General features: G+C 45.9%; 16 protein-coding genes and 2 rRNA genes (1 of these 18 only partly in view). 13 read left to right on the plus strand and 5 right to left on the minus strand.

Going from position 1 to position 20,068, the window contains the following annotated elements; genetic code table 11:
- Together WBJ53_RS00095 and rrf are read left to right on the plus strand one after the other, a co-directional pair.
- Positions 1-797: ribosomal RNA gene (locus WBJ53_RS00095) — 23S ribosomal RNA — on the plus strand (it extends 2,036 nt beyond the left edge of the window).
- Between the two features lie 103 nt (positions 798-900).
- Positions 901-1,011: ribosomal RNA gene (rrf, locus tag WBJ53_RS00100) — 5S ribosomal RNA — on the plus strand.
- Between the two features lie 100 nt (positions 1,012-1,111).
- On the opposite strand, the gene WBJ53_RS00105 is transcribed toward rrf, so the two are convergent.
- Complete coding sequence (locus WBJ53_RS00105) at positions 1,112-2,494, minus strand: Mur ligase family protein (RefSeq protein ID WP_338874019.1); 1,383 nt, start codon at positions 2,492-2,494, stop codon at positions 1,112-1,114.
- A 282-nt stretch (positions 2,495-2,776) separates the two neighbouring features.
- Here WBJ53_RS00105 and WBJ53_RS00110 point away from each other — a divergent pair, with 282 nt between their 5' ends.
- Complete coding sequence (locus tag WBJ53_RS00110) at positions 2,777-4,258, plus strand: arginine decarboxylase (protein ID WP_338874020.1); 1,482 nt, start codon at positions 2,777-2,779, stop codon at positions 4,256-4,258.
- A 323-nt stretch (positions 4,259-4,581) separates the two neighbouring features.
- Here WBJ53_RS00110 and WBJ53_RS00115 read toward each other — a convergent pair whose 3' ends face one another.
- Both WBJ53_RS00115 and WBJ53_RS00120 read right to left on the minus strand, forming a co-directional pair.
- Complete coding sequence (locus WBJ53_RS00115; protein ID WP_338874021.1) at positions 4,582-5,100, minus strand: HAD family hydrolase; 519 nt, start codon at positions 5,098-5,100, stop codon at positions 4,582-4,584.
- A 191-nt stretch (positions 5,101-5,291) separates the two neighbouring features.
- Complete coding sequence (locus tag WBJ53_RS00120) at positions 5,292-7,949, minus strand: valine--tRNA ligase (RefSeq protein ID WP_338874022.1); 2,658 nt, start codon at positions 7,947-7,949, stop codon at positions 5,292-5,294.
- A gap of 162 nt (positions 7,950-8,111) precedes the next feature.
- On the opposite strand from WBJ53_RS00120, the gene WBJ53_RS00125 reads away from it, so the two are divergent.
- The 6 genes from WBJ53_RS00125 (at position 8,112) to hisF (ending at position 12,562) form a co-directional block, all read left to right on the plus strand.
- A complete protein-coding gene (locus WBJ53_RS00125; protein WP_338874023.1) occupies positions 8,112-9,023 on the plus strand; it encodes a DUF72 domain-containing protein in 912 nt (303 codons plus the stop codon).
- A gap of 223 nt (positions 9,024-9,246) precedes the next feature.
- A complete protein-coding gene (hisH, locus tag WBJ53_RS00130; protein ID WP_338874024.1) occupies positions 9,247-9,849 on the plus strand; it encodes an imidazole glycerol phosphate synthase subunit HisH in 603 nt (200 codons plus the stop codon).
- 24 nt (positions 9,850-9,873) lie between these two features.
- Positions 9,874-10,596, plus strand: coding sequence for a 1-(5-phosphoribosyl)-5-[(5-phosphoribosylamino)methylideneamino]imidazole-4-carboxamide isomerase (hisA, locus tag WBJ53_RS00135; protein ID WP_338874025.1), 723 nt, complete (start codon positions 9,874-9,876; stop codon positions 10,594-10,596).
- A gap of 11 nt (positions 10,597-10,607) precedes the next feature.
- On the plus strand, positions 10,608-11,267 hold the full coding sequence (locus WBJ53_RS00140) for a hypothetical protein (RefSeq protein ID WP_338874026.1): 660 nt from the start codon (positions 10,608-10,610) through the stop codon (positions 11,265-11,267).
- Positions 11,268-11,285: 18 nt separating this feature from the next.
- Positions 11,286-11,708, plus strand: coding sequence for a GNAT family N-acetyltransferase (locus WBJ53_RS00145; RefSeq protein WP_338874027.1), 423 nt, complete (start codon positions 11,286-11,288; stop codon positions 11,706-11,708).
- Complete coding sequence (gene hisF / locus WBJ53_RS00150; protein ID WP_338874028.1) at positions 11,708-12,562, plus strand: imidazole glycerol phosphate synthase subunit HisF; 855 nt, start codon at positions 11,708-11,710, stop codon at positions 12,560-12,562. Before WBJ53_RS00145 ends, hisF begins: the two co-directional genes overlap by 1 nt.
- A 56-nt stretch (positions 12,563-12,618) precedes the next feature.
- Here hisF and WBJ53_RS00155 read toward each other — a convergent pair whose 3' ends face one another.
- Positions 12,619-13,521, minus strand: a complete 903-nt coding sequence (locus WBJ53_RS00155; protein ID WP_338874029.1) for a porin family protein — start codon at positions 13,519-13,521, stop codon at positions 12,619-12,621.
- A gap of 39 nt (positions 13,522-13,560) precedes the next feature.
- Here WBJ53_RS00155 and WBJ53_RS00160 point away from each other — a divergent pair, with 39 nt between their 5' ends.
- The 4 genes from WBJ53_RS00160 (at position 13,561) to WBJ53_RS00175 (ending at position 18,775) form a co-directional block, all read left to right on the plus strand.
- On the plus strand, positions 13,561-14,538 hold the full coding sequence (locus tag WBJ53_RS00160) for a gliding motility protein (RefSeq protein WP_338874030.1): 978 nt from the start codon (positions 13,561-13,563) through the stop codon (positions 14,536-14,538).
- 90 nt (positions 14,539-14,628) lie between these two features.
- Positions 14,629-16,434, plus strand: coding sequence for an ABC transporter transmembrane domain-containing protein (locus WBJ53_RS00165; RefSeq protein WP_338874031.1), 1,806 nt, complete (start codon positions 14,629-14,631; stop codon positions 16,432-16,434).
- 52 nt (positions 16,435-16,486) lie between these two features.
- The gene (locus WBJ53_RS00170) at positions 16,487-16,903 is read left to right on the plus strand and encodes a transcriptional repressor (RefSeq protein ID WP_338874032.1); all 417 of its coding nucleotides are present in this window, start codon (positions 16,487-16,489) and stop codon (positions 16,901-16,903) included.
- A gap of 57 nt (positions 16,904-16,960) precedes the next feature.
- A complete protein-coding gene (locus WBJ53_RS00175) occupies positions 16,961-18,775 on the plus strand; it encodes a DNA mismatch repair protein MutS (protein WP_338874033.1) in 1,815 nt (604 codons plus the stop codon).
- Here the strand turns inward: WBJ53_RS00175 and WBJ53_RS00180 are convergent.
- A complete protein-coding gene (locus tag WBJ53_RS00180) occupies positions 18,766-19,665 on the minus strand; it encodes a DUF2279 domain-containing protein (protein WP_338874034.1) in 900 nt (299 codons plus the stop codon). The two genes, WBJ53_RS00175 and WBJ53_RS00180, sit on opposite strands and share 10 nt — an antisense overlap.
- Between the last annotated feature and the right edge of the window lie 403 nt (positions 19,666-20,068).

Below are 20,068 nucleotides of genomic sequence, written 5' to 3' on the forward strand. Positions count from 1 at the left end.
AGCTTAACATGGGATGCTGGTCAGGCATGTGTAGGATAGGCGGGAGATTGCGAAGCGGTGTCGCCAGGCATCGTGGAATCAACCTTGAAATACCGCCCTTGGCTGACTGGCGTTCTAACCCTGTAAGGGGGACAGTGTTTGGTGGGTAGTTTGACTGGGGTGGTCACCTCCGAAAGGGTAACGGAGGTTTCCCAAGGTTGGCTCATGCCGGACGGTAATCGGCAGGGGAGTGCAATAGCAGAAGCCAGCTTGACAGTGAGGCATACAGGCCGATCTGGGACGAAAGTCGGGTATAGTGATCCGGTGGTTCCGCATGGAAGGGCCATCGCTCAAAGGATAAAAGGTACGCCGGGGATAACAGGCTGATCTCCCCCAAGAGCTCACATCGACGGGGAGGTTTGGCACCTCGATGTCGGCTCGTCACATCCTGGGGCTGGAGAAGGTTCCAAGGGTTCGGCTGTTCGCCGATTAAAGTGGCACGCGAGCTGGGTTCAGAACGTCGTGAGACAGTTCGGTCCCTATCTGTGGTGGGCGTGGGATGACTGAGGGGGTCTGTCCTTAGTACGAGAGGACCGGGATGGACCAACCGCTGGTGAATCGGTTGTTTGGCCGCAGGCACGGCCGAGTAACTACGTTGGGAACAGATAAGCGCTGAAGGCATCTAAGTGCGAAACTGGCCCCGAGATGAGTCATCCGGTATAAAGGGTTGTGGAAGACGACCACGTTGATAGGCGACAGGTGTAGGTGCAGAGATGCATAGAGCTGAGTCGTACTAATGAGCCCGGACGCGAGTATAATACAGTTTAGAGGAGTTATTGTGTGGATAGCGTTATCGAAGTTTCTCTCTGTGGGCTTAAAGACGAAAAGAAGTTGAGCGTATAAGCTCAAAAGAGTCAACAGGTTGGTGCTGTTAAGGCGGGTGAACACCTCTCCCATTTCGAACAGAGCCGTTAAGCCCCGTACTGCCGATGGTACTGCTGTCACAAGTGGGAGAGTAGGTAGGTGCCACCTGATGAATTGTTGAGAAAGCCCTCCCAAAGAGGGCTTTCTCTGTTTTAAGCCAAACCACCAGGAAGTACTTAAAGAAAAGGAGACTTGTACATATAAATAGTTACAGAAGTTTCTGACTAAGTTCCTGCACATTTAAACCACCAAATTCGCCGGAGCCCATAAAGAGAAAAATATCGGCATTGTTGCGCTCTAGAATTAAAAAATCTGCTAGTTCATCTGCTTGCGTAAATACGTGCAAGTCAGCTCTTCCAAAAGCGTTTATGACATCATTGACAGAAATTGGATCAGTTGAATCCAGATAAGGCCTTGTATGGGCATTAAAATAAACTACAGCTATATCTGCAGCATTTAACGCATCCTGGTATTCGCTAAGAAAGGTTTTAGTCAAGCTACTGAAGCTGTGTAATTCAGCGATAGCTGCTAGTTTCTGATTAGGGAATTGTTTCTTTACTGAGTCTGTAGTTGCTTCGACTTTAGCTGGTGAATGGGCAAAATCACGAAGTAAAACTCGATTTGTTGTTGGAGAATTCGCTTTACTCGCAATTTTTTCTAGTCGTTTTGCTACAGGTTTGAAGGATTGAATGGCTTCATAAAACTGATCTTCAGTGATACCAATTCGATCACAAACAACCATGGCTCCCCTAATATTTTTCATATTATACTCGCCAAACAGCAAAACAGGCACCTGCCCGCCTTGCTTCGTCAATAAATATGTTTGTCCATTAATTAGTTTGCTTGGGTGAGCTAGATAGGGTATTTTAGTAATATCCGTCCGTTCTTTCTGGCCAATAATGTCGAGCATATTATCCGATTCATCAAAAATCAGAATACCTGCTTTAGGCATTGCTTCGGCCAGTTGCTCAAATTGCTTAACGTATGATTCCCACGTTGGATAGATATTGACATGATCCCATGCAATGCCACTAATTAGGGCAATATGAGGTTGATAGTGTAAAAACTTAGGACGCGAATCGATAGGTGATGATGCATACTCGTCGCCTTCAATAATGATGACTGGTGCCGTTGGAGTTAGTTTTGCCATCGTTTCAAAACCTTCGATCTGTTCACCGACCAGATAATCAAAGTCGCGACCATGAAACTGAAGAGCATGTAGAATAATAGCTGTAATGGTGGTTTTTCCATGACTGCCCGCTATTACAACTCGTTGTTTTTGCTGACTTCGCTGGTAGAGAAATTCTGGATACGAAAATATTGGTAAACCCAATTCCTGAGCTTTAACGAGTTCGGGATTGTCCTTGCGAGCATGCATCCCCACAATAACTGAACTTAATCCAGCATGAATTTTTTCGGGAAACCAGCCCATTTCAGACGGTAGCAGCCCATGTTTTTGTAATCGTGACCGCGAAGGATCATAAATTTCATCGTCGGAGCCAGTGATAATATAGCCTTGTTGATGAAGAGCTAAAGCGAGGTTGTGCATAGCACTACCACCAATCGAGATGAAGTGGATGGTTTGAGGCATTCGGTAAAAATTAATAGTGTCGAGGGGCAAAAGTAGGGTTCTTTTCTTTTTGGAGAAAGATCGAAAGAAGACGGATGTCGTTACTATTAAATTTTGTCCGTATACGAATCAAACGGCTGGCTTTTTCGTTGACTAATCTGCGAATGGTCTGTACTTGGAAAGCTAACTTTTCGGACGCAAATTCGCGCCTGTTTTTTCCGAACCACAACCGCACTAACCGGTACTGCAACAGCGCGTATCACACTAAGCGGAAAAGCCCCATTTTATGCGTCGAACATAGGGATGAAGACTTATTATGACCTGATTGACCAGACGTTCGAATTTCCGACACGGGAATTTAACGTCGAAAACAACGCACTGTTGTTTAATAATGTCCCACTAATGGATATTATAAAGCAGTATGGTACGCCCCTTAAATTAACTTATTTGCCGAAAATAACGGAGCATATTGAACATGCTAAGATTTTGTTCAAGAATGCCATGAAGCGCTATAATTATAAGGGAAATTATACGTACTGTTATTGTACTAAGTCATCCCATTTTCGATTTGTGCTCGAAGAAGCACTAAAGAATAACATTCATCTCGAAACCTCATCAGCCTATGATATTCCTATTCTTAGGGAATTGTATAAGGTGGGAAAGGTGTCGAAAAGTACCTATATAATCTGTAATGGCTATAAACGGCCATTATATACGCAGTACATTAGCGAGCTGATCAATGAGGGCTTTTCTAATTGTATTCCTGTGCTCGATAACCTGAAAGAGATTGAAGCCTACGAAAACTCGATAACGGCAGAAACAGTTAATTTCGGAATTCGGATTGCAACAGACGAAGAGCCAAACTTTGCGTTCTATACATCAAGATTGGGTATTCGCTATAGCGATGTAAATGAACTATACCGGAGCAAAATTCAGCCAAACGAGCGTTTTAAGCTTAAAATGCTGCATTTCTTTATCAATACAGGTATTAAAGACAGTGCTTATTATTGGAGCGAACTAAGTCGGTTCATGTATAAGTATTGTGAATTACGGAAAATTTGCCCAGATCTGGACTCGATTGATATTGGTGGCGGAATGCCTATTCAGACATCATTCCAGTTTACGTATGACTATCAGGCCATGATCGATCAGATTGTGGAAAGTATTCAGTGGATTTGCAATAAAAATAACGTACCGGTACCGCATATCTTTACGGAATTTGGTTCTTATACGGTTGGCGAAAGCGGAGCGGTGATTTACAAAGTAATTGATCAGAAACTGCAAAACGACAAAGAATTGTGGTATATGATTGATGGCTCGTTTATTACGCAACTACCCGACTCGTGGGGATTAGGCCAAAAGTACATTATGCTGTCGGTTAATAACTGGGATAACCCATACCAAAAAGTTAACCTGGGTGGTTTGACCTGCGATTCGCACGATTTCTATAATACCGAAGCTCACAGTGCTGATTTGTATTTGCCCATTTTCGATCAGGATGCTGAAGACCAGTATATTGGCTTATTCCATACAGGTGCTTATCAGGAATCGCTTGGTGGTTATGGTGGTATTCAGCATTGCCTGATTCCGGCACCTCAGCATGTGATTATTGATAAGGATGAGGAAGGAAATTTGCGATCGAGGCTGTTTGCTCCCGAACAAAATAGTGAAGTAATGCTTAAAATTCTGGGCTTCGGAAATGCAGAACCGGGTATGACCGAATTAGAGGCTACTGAGGCCGCTGAAGAGCGTGAAGAAGAAGAACTGGTTAAAGAAGATGAATAACTAAGTAGAGATCGGCAATCGTTAAATAAAAATGCCTTCTCTAGCAACTGCTAAACTAAGAAGATGTAAACATTGTATGGTTTTTGGCACTATATTCGTTTAACAATCTGAAGTTTGGAAGCAAAAACAGATCGATATTTCATGAAAAAACTACTGGTTTTAGGGGCAGTATTAGCAACACTGTCGCTTGGGTCATGTGCTCGACGAGCAAACTGTCCTGCATATGGGAGCGTGCAAAAGCCTGTGCCAACGCAGGCACGTGTTTAAGGGAAAAGAAATGGATTCTTAAAAGCCCTCTAAACCTGCGCAGGTTTAGAGGGCTTTTAAGCGTTTACCAAAACAAAGCGGGAGGCTTCCAGTAAATTAGGTGCGCAACCGTCGCATTCATCATCGAATTTTAGTTCAGACGAAATTCGAACAGTACGTACTCCCACTCGTTTACCAGCCTGCATATCGCGAAGAGCATCGCCAATCATCCACGATTTATCAGGAACGATGTTGTACTTGGCAATAGCTTTTTCGAGCAGAAGAGAACCTGGTTTGCGAGTTAGTGACTGCGTATCGTAGTTTGGATGATGGGGACAATAGTAAATATCGTCAATCAAATGATCACATTGGTCTTGCAGGTAATTATAGCAGTCCATTACATCTTTACGAGTGTAGAGCCCCTTCGCAATACCTGCCTGATTGGTAATAACTATGAGTAAATACCCAGCATTTTTTAATAAACGCAAAGCCTGGGGTACTCCGTCGGGTATAATAAAATCTTCAATCCGATAGACATAATCCGGCCTATCCTCGTTCAAAACGCCGTCTCTATCTAAAAACACGCACTTATTCATTAACAAAAAAGAATGTGGTTTAGGCAATAATACAAAATAATGTAAAAATAATAGTATTGAAATTCTTTATGTTTATACTATTTTATTATAAGTAATAAGTAGTAGCCCTTTGTGGAAAAGAGAAGCATCTACGACTGTGGACTCTTCCACGTCGTAGATGCCAGTTTAACTTATAAATCTAGAGGGTTGTTTTATACACGCAGATCCAGCAAGCGTTGCTCTAACGCCTGAACCTTGGCTTCGGCATCGGCAAGTTTCTGGCGTTCACGATCTACAACTTCCGGCTTGGCATTCGCTACAAATTTCTCATTCGCTAGTTTTTTCAGGATTGATTCACGGAACCCAAGGTTATACTCCAGCTCTTTCTGGGTGTTAACTATCTCCTGTTCGGTATCGATTTCGCCAGCCATGTCAACGAAAAACTCATCACCTTTAATCAGGAACGAAATGCCATTGGCTTTCTCGGATACATAGCTGATTTCAGACACATTAGCCATCTTCTGAACTAGAGGTTCCAATGACTGGAAGCGCTCAGGAGCAGTAGTTTTTATTGCCAGTGGCAATCCGGTTTTAGGTGAAATCTGTTTGGCATTCCGAATGTTTCGAACATTGGTGACGACATCGAATAAGATATCGAAATCGGCCAGTATTTGCGAATCGGCAGCGGTTGCTTTAGGGAAAGCTGCAATGCAAATACTGTCGCCTGGCTGGCGCTCCCGAATTTCCTGCCATATTTCTTCCGTAATAAACGGCATAAATGGATGCGCAAGAGACATCAGTCGTTCGAAGAAATTGATGGTAGCCTCATACGTAGCACGGTCAATGGGTTGTTCGAAGCCAGGTTTTATCAACTCCAGATATTGCGAACAGAAATCGTCCCAGATAAGCTTGTAAATGCTTTGTAGAGCATCCGAAATCCGGAATTTACTGAAATGATCTTCCAGGTCAATTAGTGTTGTGCTAAGCTTCGACTCGAACCAGCGAATTGGTAGAGATGCAACGGACTGCGTCTCAAAAGGGTCAGCCGTTGAAACCGTCCAGCCTTTAACCAGCCGGAATGCATTCCAGATTTTATTGCTGAAGTTACGGCCCTGTTCGCACAGCTTTTCGTCGAACAGTAGGTCATTACCGGCTGCTGAACTAAAGAGCATACCCGTCCGTACACCATCGGCTCCGTATTTTTCAATGAGATCGAGTGGATCGGGCGAGTTGCCTAATTGCTTCGACATTTTACGGCCCTGCTTGTCGCGAACCATACCCGTAAAATAAACATCTTTAAAAGGCCGCTCTCCCCGATATTCGTAGCCAGCAATAATCATTCGAGCCACCCAGAAGAAAATAATATCGAAACCCGTAACGAGCGTATTGGTCGGATAATAATATTGGATGTCGGCATTATTCGGGTCTTTTAGGCCATTAAAGACCGACATTGGCCAGAGCCACGACGAAAACCAGGTGTCGAGTACATCTTCGTCCTGCGTCAGATCGGCTTCTGTAAGGGCAAACAACTGATAATCGCGCTGAGCTTTCCGTAGGGCGGCACGCTTATCTTTAGCAACGATAATGGTACCATCCTTCATATAAAAAGCCGGAATACGCTGGCCCCACCAGAGCTGACGGCTAATACACCAGTCGTGCGGATTCTCCATCCAGGAACGATACATGTTCTTGAATTTTGGCGGATGGAGTTGAATGGTATCGTTCATAACGTTCTCGAACGCGGGTTTCGAGATTTCGTCCATTTTCAGGAACCACTGCAACGACAGCTTCGGCTCAATTACGGCATTGGTGCGCTCCGAGAAACCAACATTCGATTTGTAGTCTTCGGCTTTTTCCAGATTGCCCGATTCTTCGAGCATTTTGATAATGGCTTTCCGGGCCGCAAAGCGATCCTGACCAACCAGAATCTGCGCTTTTTCGTTTAGTGTGCCATTATCGTTCAGAATATCCAGAACCGGCAGATTATGCTTCATGCCGAGCGTATAGTCGTTCGGGTCATGGGCAGGCGTAACTTTAAGGCAGCCCGTTCCGAAATCCATTGTCACATACTCATCAGTGATAATGGGAATTTCACGGTTAATAAGCGGAATAATGGCTTTTTTGCCGTGCAAATGCTTATACCGCTCGTCGTTAGGGTTAACGGCAATGGCAGCATCAGCCATGATCGTTTCGGGCCGTACGGTAGCAATAGTGATATAGCTGGAGGCCTGGGGCTCAGGGCTTAGGGGGCCACCCTCGGCAATTTGATACCGAATGTAAACCAGCTTTTGCTGAACCTCTTTGGTTATAACTTCTTCGTCCGAAACGGCTGTCAGGCCCTGAGGGTCCCAGTTAACCATGCGGACGCCCCGGTAAATCTTACCTTTTTCGTACAGATCGACGAATACATCGATAACCGAGTCGTATAGATCAGGCTCCATTGTAAAGCGGGTACGATCCCAGTCGCAGGATGCACCGAGCTTACGAAGTTGCTGAAGAATGATGCCGCCGTATTTGTGAGTCCATTCCCAGGCATATTCTAAAAACTGATCACGAGTCAGATCGTGCTTGCTGATGCCACGCTCTTTGAGCATGCCAACGACTTTAGCTTCCGTAGCAATACTGGCATGGTCGGTACCGGGCACCCAACAGGCATTTTTTCCTTCCATACGCGCCTTCCGGATCAGTACATCCTGAATCGTATTGTTGAGCATATGCCCCATGTGCAATACGCCTGTTACGTTGGGAGGAGGAATAACAATAGTGTAAGGCTCCCGTTCGTCGGGAGTCGATTTGAAAAACTGGTTATCAATCCAGTATTGATACCATTTTTCTTCAATGTCCTGCGGAGTGTATGTCTTTGAAATCATAAAGCAGTCAAAACGAATGACTTTTCTTCAACCATTAAACCGAATCTGGATAGAAAAGGAGCCGTATTCACGGAAAGAAAGGCAAAATTAGCTAAATTGGATAGGGCGTAAAAACGAAAGACGTTCTTTCCTGGTTTTAGCACTACACTTCATGGTTCGTCTATGGAATTCGGAAAAGTACATAATCTCGACGTTATCAACCTGACACTACCGCCGGGCCCTTCGTTTAATGCCCGTGTGTGGGCAGGTATTGAGCCGACCAGTCACCCTTCGGTATTCATCGGTGGACCAATCTGGGCCAACAAAGATTATGTTGGCAAAGTATATCCTTCGAATGCAAAGGAGCGTGATTTTTTGCATTACTATACCCGGCAGTTTAATACCATTGAATTAAATCTGACCCATTATCAGATTCCGACGGTCGGTATGATTGAAAAATGGAAAACCGAAGCAACCGAAGGCTTTACCTATTGCCCAAAGTTTCCACAGGTAATTAGTCATGAACGGCAACTGGTCGCTACTGAAGCATTAACCGAAGAGTTTGTGAACGCGGTGTTGGGTCTGGAGGAGTTTCTGGGTATGGCATTTCTGCAAATGCCCCCTTCGTTTAGTCCCGAAAAATGGCCATTGCTGGAGTCATATTTAAAAAGCCTGCCCGACGAACTGGATGTGGCCGTAGAATTTCGGCATCCTGACTGGTTCAATAAATCATCAATCTGGCAACAAACTCTCGAAGGGCTTCATGCCCTGCATCGGCATGTGGTGATTACCGATGTAGCCGGTCGGCGCGATGTATTGCATATGAGCTTAAGCAGCCCAGTTCTGACGCTTCGGTTTATTGCCAATGAAGGCCATCCAACTGATTATGTACGGACAGATGCCTGGATACAACGGCTGAAAACCTGGTTTGAAAAAGGACTACAAACGGCTTATTTGTTCATTCATGGCGGGGGAGACAACGATACGGCTCCCGAACTGATTCGGTACTGGATTCGGGAATTAAATAAACACTGTGGTCTGAATTTAAGAGAGCCCGTACTACAGCCCAAAGTTGTGCAGGGTAGTTTGTTTTGATTTGCACGACGAACCGTTTACCTTTGTTTCATGATTTCAGCAACTACAAACCATCGGCATCACCATTCTGGGCGGTAACGCAGCAGAACAAGACGCTCGTGTTTGTGAGTTTTGGAACGAAAATCCTAATTACACAATATACCCGGCCCGGTTCTGCTACAGAGTCGGGTTTTTCGTTTTTATTCGTCGAATGCTGGCTATCGAACAGCCTCAATCCAAAACAATGAAAACTGTCATTATTAAATATAACGCAGGTAATGTCCAGTCGGTAATGTACGCGCTGGAAAGACTGGGGGCAAGCTATCTGCTGACCGACAATGAAGCCGAAATCCGCTCGGCCGATAAAGTGATTTTTCCGGGCGTAGGTGAAGCCAGCACCGCCATGGCTTATCTGCGCGAGCGTGGTCTGGATAAACTGATTCCATCGCTGAAACAGCCTGTTCTGGGAACGTGCGTCGGTATGCAGCTCATGTGCCGCTACTCCGAAGAGAACAACACAACCTGTATGGGTATTTTCGACATCGATGTTCGGCGATTTCCTACCCACCGTGACGACGACCCTGCTCGCTTTAAAGTGCCGCACATGGGCTGGAATAGCATTCACTCCCTACAAGGGCCATTAACACAAGGACTGTCGGAAAACGCCTACGTTTACTTCGTACATAGCTACGCAGCCGATATATGCGCCGAAACCACTGCAACCTGCGATTATGTGCGGCCATTCAGTGCCATGCTGCATCGCAATAATTTCTACGCAGCACAGTTTCATGCCGAAATCAGCGGTGATGTTGGCCAACAGATTCTGGAGAATTTTTTGAACTTGTAACGCGGACAGTCGTCCGCATTGTCCATGTATATAATACCTGCAATTGACCTAATCGAAGGCAAAGCCGTTCGCCTGACCCAGGGCGATTATAGTCAGAAAAAAGAATACAATGCGCGTCCGCTGGAGGTAGCGCAGCAGTTCGAAGATGCGGGGCTTACTCGCTTGCACCTTGTTGATCTCGATGGCGCTAAAGAAAAACGTGTAATCAACTGGAAAGTATTGGAGTTGATAGCCTCGAAAACTAGCCTGCATATTGATTTTGGTGGAGGAGTGCAGTCGGACGATGATCTGCGGGTAGTTTTCGAGTGTGGCGCTAAACAGGTAACGGGTGGTAGTATTGCCGTGAAAAAGCCGGAAGTAATGGAACGGTGGTTGTCTCGACATGGTTCTGAGGCCATTATTCTGGGTGCCGATGCCAAAAACGAAAAAATTGCCGTTAGCGGTTGGGAAGAATCGACCGAAGTATGGGTCTACGATTTTGTGGAAAAGTGGGTCGACAAAGGTGTTAAGTACGTAATCAGTACCGATGTGGCAAAGGACGGTCTATTGCAGGGGCCATCCTTTGAACTCTACCGAAACTTACAGGATCAGTTTCCCACGCTGAACATCATAGCGAGTGGTGGAGTCAGCAATATGGCCGATATCGAAACGCTGGCCGATATGAATCTCTTCGGTGTTATTGTCGGTAAGGCCATTTACGAAGGCCGCGTGACATTGAAGGAATTAAGTCGATTTATGGGAATCTAAAAATGAGTACCATGAAAGGTTGGTATGTTGGCTTATTTATTGGTTTCAAGGTATTATGGAATGTACATGCATCAGGTATGCAACCTAAACCATTGTCAATGTATCGCTTTATGGGGTTAGCTAATAAGATTGGTTTGAAACCTCCCATGCTAAAATCTGGTGAGTTTGAAGTTCGAATCTGGAACCAAAAATCGTTTCAGTATGGCGAAGCGCAGATACTTTATGTACTAACAAGCCACAGGGATCGGTTTGGTCTGGTTAAATATGTGTTCAAGTCTGGTAAGAAAAGGCTAAAATCTAGCAAAAAGCTTAAACCTGATAAGCCTGTTACAGATAGCCTATGGTATCAATTAGCCCAACAAGATATTTTAGCATTGCCTGATGAATCTGCAATCGAAAGTCAACTACGCCCCTATCATGACACATCTACATGGGTCACTGTGGAAAAAGATAGTAGTATCAGCATTAGAGGACATAAAAGGGAAAAATCTGTCTGGATTTTAGATGGAGAAAGCTACTATTTTGAGGTATTCGGCCAGGATAGTTATCGAACCTATACCTATAGTAATCCCAAATCATACTTACACGCTAAACCCCAAATAACTCAGCTACAAAAAGTGGTTTGCATTCTGAATTCAATAGAGTCGAGATTTCTTCCCTCCAGTAAATAGCCCTACTTAATCAAATTTATGCTTGAAGACTACACCATCAGCACCGATAAAGCGAAACTTAACATTGACCTAATTCACCAGTTTCTGAGCAAAGAGGCTTATTGGTGCCCGAATATTCCCATTACTATTGTTCAGCAATCAATCGAAAACTCTCTTTGCTTCGGTGTTTATTGGGGCGACCAACAAGTAGGGTTCGCCCGTGTTGTGACTGATCAGGCAACGTTCGGCTACCTGGCTGATGTATTCATTTTGCCGGAACATCGGGGTAAAGGCTTATCGAAACAGCTAGTAGCGTTTATTATGGCTTATCCGGCTTTACAGGGATTGCGCCGGATGATGCTGGTTACCCGCGATGCACATGGATTATATGAGCAGTTTGGCTTCCAGCCCATCGCCAATCCCGAAAATACAATGTCAACCAAAACATTTACCAGTTACTGATGCTTACAAAACGGATTATTCCCTGCCTGGATATAAAAGATGGTCGCACCGTAAAGGGAACCAATTTTGTCAACCTGCGCGATGCGGGCGATCCGGTTGCTCTGGCGGCTATCTATGCCGAACAGGGAGCCGACGAACTGGTTTTTCTGGATATTACGGCAACAGTCGACGAGCGTAAAACCCTCATCGAACTGGTTCGGAACGTGGCCCATACCATCAACATTCCGTTTACGGTTGGCGGTGGAATCTCGTCGGTTGCCGATGTGTCGACGCTTCTAAATGCAGGTGCCGATAAAATTTCAATCAATTCCTCCGCCGTTCGCAACCCCGATCTGATCAACGAGTTGGCTCTTGAATTCGGTAGCCAGTGCATCGTTGTCGCAATCGACACCCGCTGGATTGAGGTAGAGAGCTTAGAGCAAGGGGCAAAGGGCGAAGGGCATAGGGTAGAGGGCGGAGTGTCAACCTTCAGCTCCCAGCCCCTTGCTCTCAGCCCTCAGTCCTTCGCTCATATCGTCCATACCCACGGAGGCCGTAAGCCGACGCATCTGCGCACTATAGCCTGGGCAAAAGAAGTAGAGGAACGCGGGGCTGGCGAAATTTTGCTAACGTCGATGGATACCGATGGCACTAAAGCCGGGTTTGCGCTTGAACTGACCGCGCAAATTTCTGGATCAGCTAATATTCCGGTGATTGCATCGGGTGGTGCTGGTACAATGGATCATTTTGTCGATGTGTTCACAACCGGCAAAGCTGATGCCGGATTGGCTGCCAGCATTTTTCACTTCAAGGAAATCGAAATACCAGATCTGAAAGGCTATTTGCGAGAAAAAGGAATTGAAATGCGATTGTAAGCAGCATCTTGTAGGCCGGTGTTTTCAAACCCACAAGAGGCTGCCCGTGTAGGACATTAAAACTTAAAGCCCAGATCGAGGGCTACAATTCGGCTCTTTGAAACAAGCTGGCTCCCACGCGCTACGTTGATCAGGCCGCGCTGATAGCTCATGCCGATGTTAAATGCATTGTTTTGATTGATTTTGTATTGGACACCGGTTCCCAGGAGCATTTCAACATCACCGAACCCATACTGCCGTCGGTCGCCACCACTTTCGGCCTGATACAAACCATTGCGAGACTGATCGAGGGCATGCTCCGCCAGTTTCAGGCTCAGTAGACCGCCTGTCTGAATATAAAGCCGCATGTTTGGCGCAATATTATTCGCAAACAGCTTTACGGTTACTGGTAGTTGCAGATACTGAAGGTTGTAAACAGACTCTTTTTCGGGCGCGCCCGGATTCCACACAGCTTGCCCAAACGTACCTGGCATTTGAAAACCCGACCGTTTAACTGTATACCAAAGTCCGGTACTGAACGCATAGCGGTTTTTGAAAAAGAAATAGTCGAGCGTTGGCCCAACACTCATCCGGGCACCAATGCCATTGCTGCGAAAACCCGTGTAGTTGCCCGTTCCTTCGGCGGTGTTCATGTTGAGCGAAGGAGCAAACCGAATACTCATTTCAATGAGATGAGTAGGCCAGGCATAGTCTGGACCAGAACCGTAACCGTTGTTTTCATTCGTGTCATTGTCTTGGTTTCGTTGTTGTCGACGCCGACGTTTGCGGTCATCGTCATAGTTGCGCCGGTTCTGGTCCTGGCCATCGTAATTATCGCCCAAAATTTTACGAAACCGTTTTTCAGTTACGCTCGATTCTTTCGTTCTCAATTGGTAGAGTGCAGGCGACGTCGATTGCGCCCAACTGCTGACAACCGTCAGCACAACCAAAATCAACCCTAACCCTGCAACTTTTTTCATAATTTTGCACGTTTTCAATACAGAAAACCAGTGAGTTTCATGCGACTACAAACGGCCTTTGCCGGAATTCTTTGTTTATTCTTCTTTGCTTCGTGCACTAAAAACGAAGACGTTACTCTTATCCGACTTGATCAACAGCTTTTCTCGGGTAAATCTGCCGAAAATGTTCGTGGATTTCTGAATCAACACCCCGATGTTGCTCAATTGTACTTTAACGCGAACGAAGCCGGAAATGATACAGCACTCATCCGAGAATTGACCGACCGGATCAACAATCCGGCGCTCAATGAACTCTATCAGCAAACGGAAGCCGAATTCGGTGATATGGCTGATTTGAAAACACAGCTGGCTGAAGCCTTCACGAAAATCAAAAAAAACTTTCCCGATTTTCGTTCTCCCAAAATTGCTACACTCGTAACGGGCTTTGCTGGCCCCGACATAGTTGTTTCTGACAGCCTGATCATTATTGGTATCGATTATTTTGCTGGCCCTAAGGCTAAGTATCGTCCCCGCGGTCCCGAATTCCCTCAATATATTCTGCGCCGGTATCAAAAAGAGTATATTGCTCCAGCTATTATTTTTGCTCTATCAGACAAATACAATGCCACAAATCGCACTGACCAGACTATGCTGGCCGATATGGTTTATTTTGGCAAGAGCTATGTTTTTACAAAAACCATGCTTCCTGAAGTAGCTGACAGCCTCATTATCGGATATTCAGACAAACAACTTACCGAAACGTTTAATGCCCAGGATATAATTTGGGGACATTTTATTGATAATCAGTTGCTATATCAGACAAATCCGGCAGTAAAACAACGATATTTGAATGAGCGACCCTTTACAGCCGAAATTGGGCCTGCCTGCCCGGGGGCTATTGGCCGGTGGCTGGGCTGGCGAATCGTAAGTATGTACTTCGATAAACATAACGGCGTCGGTATTTCCGATCTGATGCATAATGCAAACGCCCGGCAAATTTTTGAAGAATCGGGCTACAAAGGGCAAACGGACGAATAATCAATAACACCAGGCTTTGGCAATTGACCAGGCAATATTTTTTGACCAAATAACGACTACTCAATAAAGCAGTCGACAGAATTATAACCAATGGCAAAACGAGGACGAGGTTTTGGCGAGGAAGCCAGCGAAGCTGATAAAAAAAAATTAAGCCGTGAAGGCATAAAAAAGGCCCTCAGTATTTTTCAATTTATTAAACCATATCGATTTCAATATGGAATTGGGTTCATCTTTTTGATTCTGTCTACGGGCACAACCATGAGTTTTGGTTTGCTTATCGGACAAATCACCAGTGTGATTCAGGGCAAATCAAATTTTACACTTAACCAGGTTACCCTGTTTTTTGTGGGTGTACTGGTGGCGCAGGCTATTTTCTCGTTCTGCCGCATTTATTTCTTTTCGCAGGTGAGCGAGCGCGCAATGGCCGATGTGCGTCGGGCAACTTATAGTAAAATCATTACGCTTCCGATCACCTTTTTCGAAAAACGACGCGTTGGCGAATTGACCAGCCGTATTTCGGCCGATGTTTCGCAACTACAGGACGTGCTGACGCTGACACTAGCCGAACTTTTCCGGCAGGTGGCTACGCTGACAATTGGTACGGCTATTATTTTCTATGTTTCCTGGAAATTGACCCTGTTCATGCTGGGTACATTTCCGGTTATCATAGTGGCGGCCATGATTTTTGGGCGATTTATTCGGCGGCTATCAAAACAGGCGCAGGATTTGTTGGCACAGGCCAATGTGATTGTTGAAGAAACGCTGCAATCGGTAAACGTAGTGAAGGCATTTACGAATGAGAAAGTCGAAATTAATAGGTACGGTATTGGACTGAACAAAGTTGTAAGTACGGCGCTGAGGGCGGCAAAATTCCGGGGTGTATTTGTATCATTCATCATTTTTGCACTTTTCGGCGGCATTATCGGTGTTGTCTGGTATGGTGGTTCGCTGGTACTATCGAACGAAATGCCTTTCTCGGATCTTCTTACATTTATCGTTTATACAACGTTTATTGGTGGATCGGTGGCTGGCATGGGCGATTTATACGCTCAATTGCAACGCACAATTGGCGCTTCTGAACGAATTCTGGAAATTCTGGAAGAGCCATCAGAAGTGGAGGCCGATGAAGAACGGCCACTGTTTGTGCCGGTTCGGGGCGATGTGCAATTCAATGACGTTCATTTCTCGTATCCGTCGCGGCCTGATGTGCCAGTACTTAAAGGAATTTCGCTGGATGTTGCTGCCGGCCGTAAAATTGCGTTAGTAGGGAAAAGTGGAGCTGGTAAATCAACAATTGTTCAATTGCTGATGCGCTATTATGGCATTGGCAATGGGCAGATTAAGGTTGATGGCCGCGATCTGATGAGTTTCAATATTACCGATCTTCGGAAAAATATTGCCGTTGTTCCTCAGGAAGTAATGCTGTTTGGTGGAACCATTCTGGAAAACATTCAGTATGGAAAGCCCGGAGCCAGTGAAGCTGAAGTTCGTGAAGCGGCTCGCAAAGCCAATGCACTGCAGTTTATCGAATCATTTCCCGAAGGTTTTGAAACCGTTGTGGGCGAACGAGGTGTTAAACTATCGGGTGGTCAACGGCAACGTATTGCCATTGCGCGGGCTATTTTGAAAGATCCGGCCATTCTAATTCTGGACGAAGCAACCAGTTCGCTGGATGCCGAATCGGAACGGTTAGTACAGGAAGCGCTGGATGAGCTAATGCAAAATCGCACAACAATTATTATTGCACACCGGTTAGCTACCATTCGGAAAGTTGATAAGATTTATGTGATTCGTGAAGGGATGATTGCTGAGTCGGGTACGCACGACGAACTGGCCATACAGGAAGACGGTATCTATGCGAATCTGGTTAAATTGCAGTTTGAAATTATAGATTAGGGATTCAGCCTACGGTTGCCATAGACCGAAACCCATAAACCAAATTACCGTTATGACTCCTGCTGCTAAAACCCTGAAAGACTTTAACCTACGCCATACGAATGGCCGGGAAGAAGTGCTGGATTTGTTTCTGAACGCTGGTCATGCACTGGCGCATAACGACGTAGAAAATGGCCTTGGTCCAGATCATGATCGGGTCACGATCTATCGGACACTACGGACGTTTCTGGATAAAGGATTACTGCATAAGGTCCTTGACGATGAAGGAGGCACTAAGTATGCCCTCTGCCGTGAAGCCTGCGCCCATGGCCATCATCACCACGACCATGTTCATTTTAAATGTGAAGCCTGTGGACAAACTACTTGTCTCGACCAGGTTAGCATTCCAACAATCGACTTACCTAACGGCTACAACCGTAAAGAAACAAATTTGCTCATCCAGGGCGTTTGTCAGGATTGTAATAGATGATGCGGGAAAAATCCGCGATTTGACGAATAAAATCGCGGGCTTCTCCCGCGTTACTACATGACCACTGAAACCATTTTTCAGGAACAGCAACAGCAGTTTTTACGGGCTGGGCAGATAGCTCAGCGACAATATAATCAATGGGCGTTCTGGCGCCTTATCTGGTTTTTAGGCAGTGCGGTGGTGTTCTGGCTTCTAATTCAAATGGATGAGCAGTTGGGGGCCGCTTTTGTTTTGCTGGTAGGCGTGGCCGGATTTATGTTTTTACTGAAAAAACACCAGGCTATTCGGGTCGAACGCGACCTAAGTCATTATCTGGCGTTTATTAATCAGGACGAAGCCGCACGCTTGAAACGGCAATACCTTCGCCCAGAGGCAGGCGACCAATTCGCCAATCCGACGCACTTTTATGCGACCGATTTAGATGTCTTCGGCAAACATTCACTGTTTCGGTTGCTGAATCGAACCCATACGTTCGAAGGTCAAAAGCGATTGGCAAACTGGTTGCTGGAACCATCTGGACCCGATGCCATTCGGTTGCGTCAGCAGGCCGCCCGAGAGTTAACTCCACAGCTTGATTGGCGTCAGCAATTTGAAGCCAAAGCCTATCTGGAAGAAACCATTACTCGTTCGCCTGACTTGCTGATCAAGTGGGCAACTGCCGACGTTGTGCCGACACCATCTTATCTGAACCTTGTTCGATTTCTATTTCCTATCATTACATTGGCATTGACCGCTCTGTGGTTTACGGGCTATTTACCAGGAGCAATTGTACTGATGGCATTGGCCGTTCATGGGTTAGTGCTTAGCCAAACGGCGGCTCGGGCAAAAGACGTAAGTGAACAAACATTCGAAATATCGGCGGCATTACGCTCGTTTCGATCTTTATTTGAACATGCCGAACAGTTGAAAGGGAATGCCTTACGATTGCAGGCTATTGGAAAAGCATTGACCTCAACCGACCGGCTGGCTTCGGAAGCAATTGGAAAACTGGCCCAATTGACCGAAGGTTTGAACTATCGGCGAAATCCTTATTTCTACCTCCTATTTGGCATAGCTACTTTATGGGACATCCATTACCTGTTTCGACTGGAGCGCTGGCGGAAAGAACATGGTCCGCATTTGAGTCGCTGGTTCGAGGCTTTGGGTGAGCTGGAAGCCCTAAATAGTTTAGCCGGATTTGCTTATGCCCATCCCGCCTATGCAACCCCCAACATTGTTGAAGACGAATTAATACTCGATTTTGTAGAAGCAGCACATCCATTATTACCACCCGGCCGTAGTATATCTAATTCGCTTACAGTTAGCGGCAATGGTCGAACGATCCTGATTACCGGCTCGAATATGTCGGGCAAAAGCACGTTTCTGCGCACGGTCGGGACGAACGTTGTACTGGCACTTGCCGGAGCCGTTACAAGTGCCAGCCAATTCAGCTGTTCGCCCGTACGGGTGTTTACAAGCATGCGAACGCAGGATTCGCTGGAAGAGAGCACATCGTCGTTCTACGCTGAATTAAAACGCTTGCAAACGCTTATTTATCTCTCCAAACAGTCGGGCCAGGAGCGGGTACCTGTTCTTTATTTCCTGGATGAAATCCTGAAAGGAACTAATTCGGCTGATCGGCATCGGGGTGCCGAAGCTCTAATTCGCCAGCTGCATCGGACCACTGCATCGGGTTTTGTTTCAACGCATGACCTAGAGCTGGGGCAACTCACCGATGCCAGCAACTTTGTCAGAAACTATCACTTTCAATCAGACCTGAAGGATGGAGAGCTACTGTTCGATTATAAACTTCGGGATGGTATCTGCCAAAGTTTTAATGCCAGTCAGCTCATGCAGGCTATTGGTATCGAGATCGATGCCCTTCAGAAGTAAAGCCAATGCCAGCGAAGTTTAGGGCCAATTTGCAGCGTTGGAGCCGGGATTTTCACGTATTTCAAAACCCCAAGCACTAGCCTTGCCGCAGTACTGCGTGGTTTAAAAAGTTTAATTAGGTTTATGTCTGGGGCAATATACCACTCATGCCGTCCGCCCAATCCATCGTGACGAACACTCCAGGTTTCGGCCTCAAGCCCCATGCCAACAGATAGTTGAAGCCAGTTGGGCCATCGTTTCTGCCAGCGGCTTCCCCCAAAATGTTTGGGTGAAAACGAAAACCAATAGGTCTGATTCAGGTAATCGTCGATAGAGAACCGTTGACGTGGAATACCTCGTTCATCGAAATATTTACTGGTTTGCTGCCAGTAACTTACTTTCCACTGGGCATCGCGCAGAAAACCCGAGCGATGCTGGGCTATAGGCCATAAACCGCCAATGGTTCCGGCTGTAACATCGCGCCAGCTAAATCCATACGTTGGCGAATAAGCATCTTTTAGCTCAATGCCTAATTCAACAAACGCTGCTGAGCCCAGTGCCAGCCATTCGGCCTTTCGTTGAGAAACACCAGCCCAGCGAAAAGCACTATAATAGGCTTCGGATACAAAAATACCGCCCGTCAGATGAGCTACTTTGTCTAGTCCATTGGCATACGTTAAATCGCGTCCATTATCGAAATGAAACGGCACGCCCTTTTCATGCCACCAGGTTCGTTCAAGGTAGGTATAGGTTGAACCCAGGGTGAGCAGTGAAGTCGCTCCAACCGCCCATATTCGTCCTTTGTTCAGAACGACTTGCTTTTTGATAAGGCTATCTTCTGATGAAGGCAACGAATCGGTTACCAGAGAACTATGCAGAATGCTTAAAAGAATAAACGAGCTAAGACCCATACGCGCTATTGGACTCAAAGCACTCGAAAAAGTTACATAAGTTGAAGAAATCGTTGTCTTAACCCCCTGAATGGCTGGACAAAATTGTAAAAACAGGTGGTGCGCCACTGCGATTAGTCCTTTTACATTCAGAAATCATGAGAAAAATAAGGCGCAGGTTTACTCCCCAAGACCGCTATTCCATCGTACAGTAAGCCATTCGTGACGACCATGCCGATTGGAGCGATTCCTATACACGCGTCGATCCTCAACTGCGATCCCTCAAACCTAAAGGGCGGCCCGGACTCCAGCAAAAATGGGAAGAAGCACAGGTGAATTACGACACAACAGCAGCGGCTGCCGCCATTTTAGAAAATCTGTCCAGTTAATAGAGGGCTAAGACATCAGTTGGGAGCGTTTTTGG

The organism is Spirosoma sp. SC4-14, from assembly GCF_037201965.1.
Lineage (GTDB): Bacteria > Bacteroidota > Bacteroidia > Cytophagales > Spirosomataceae > Spirosoma.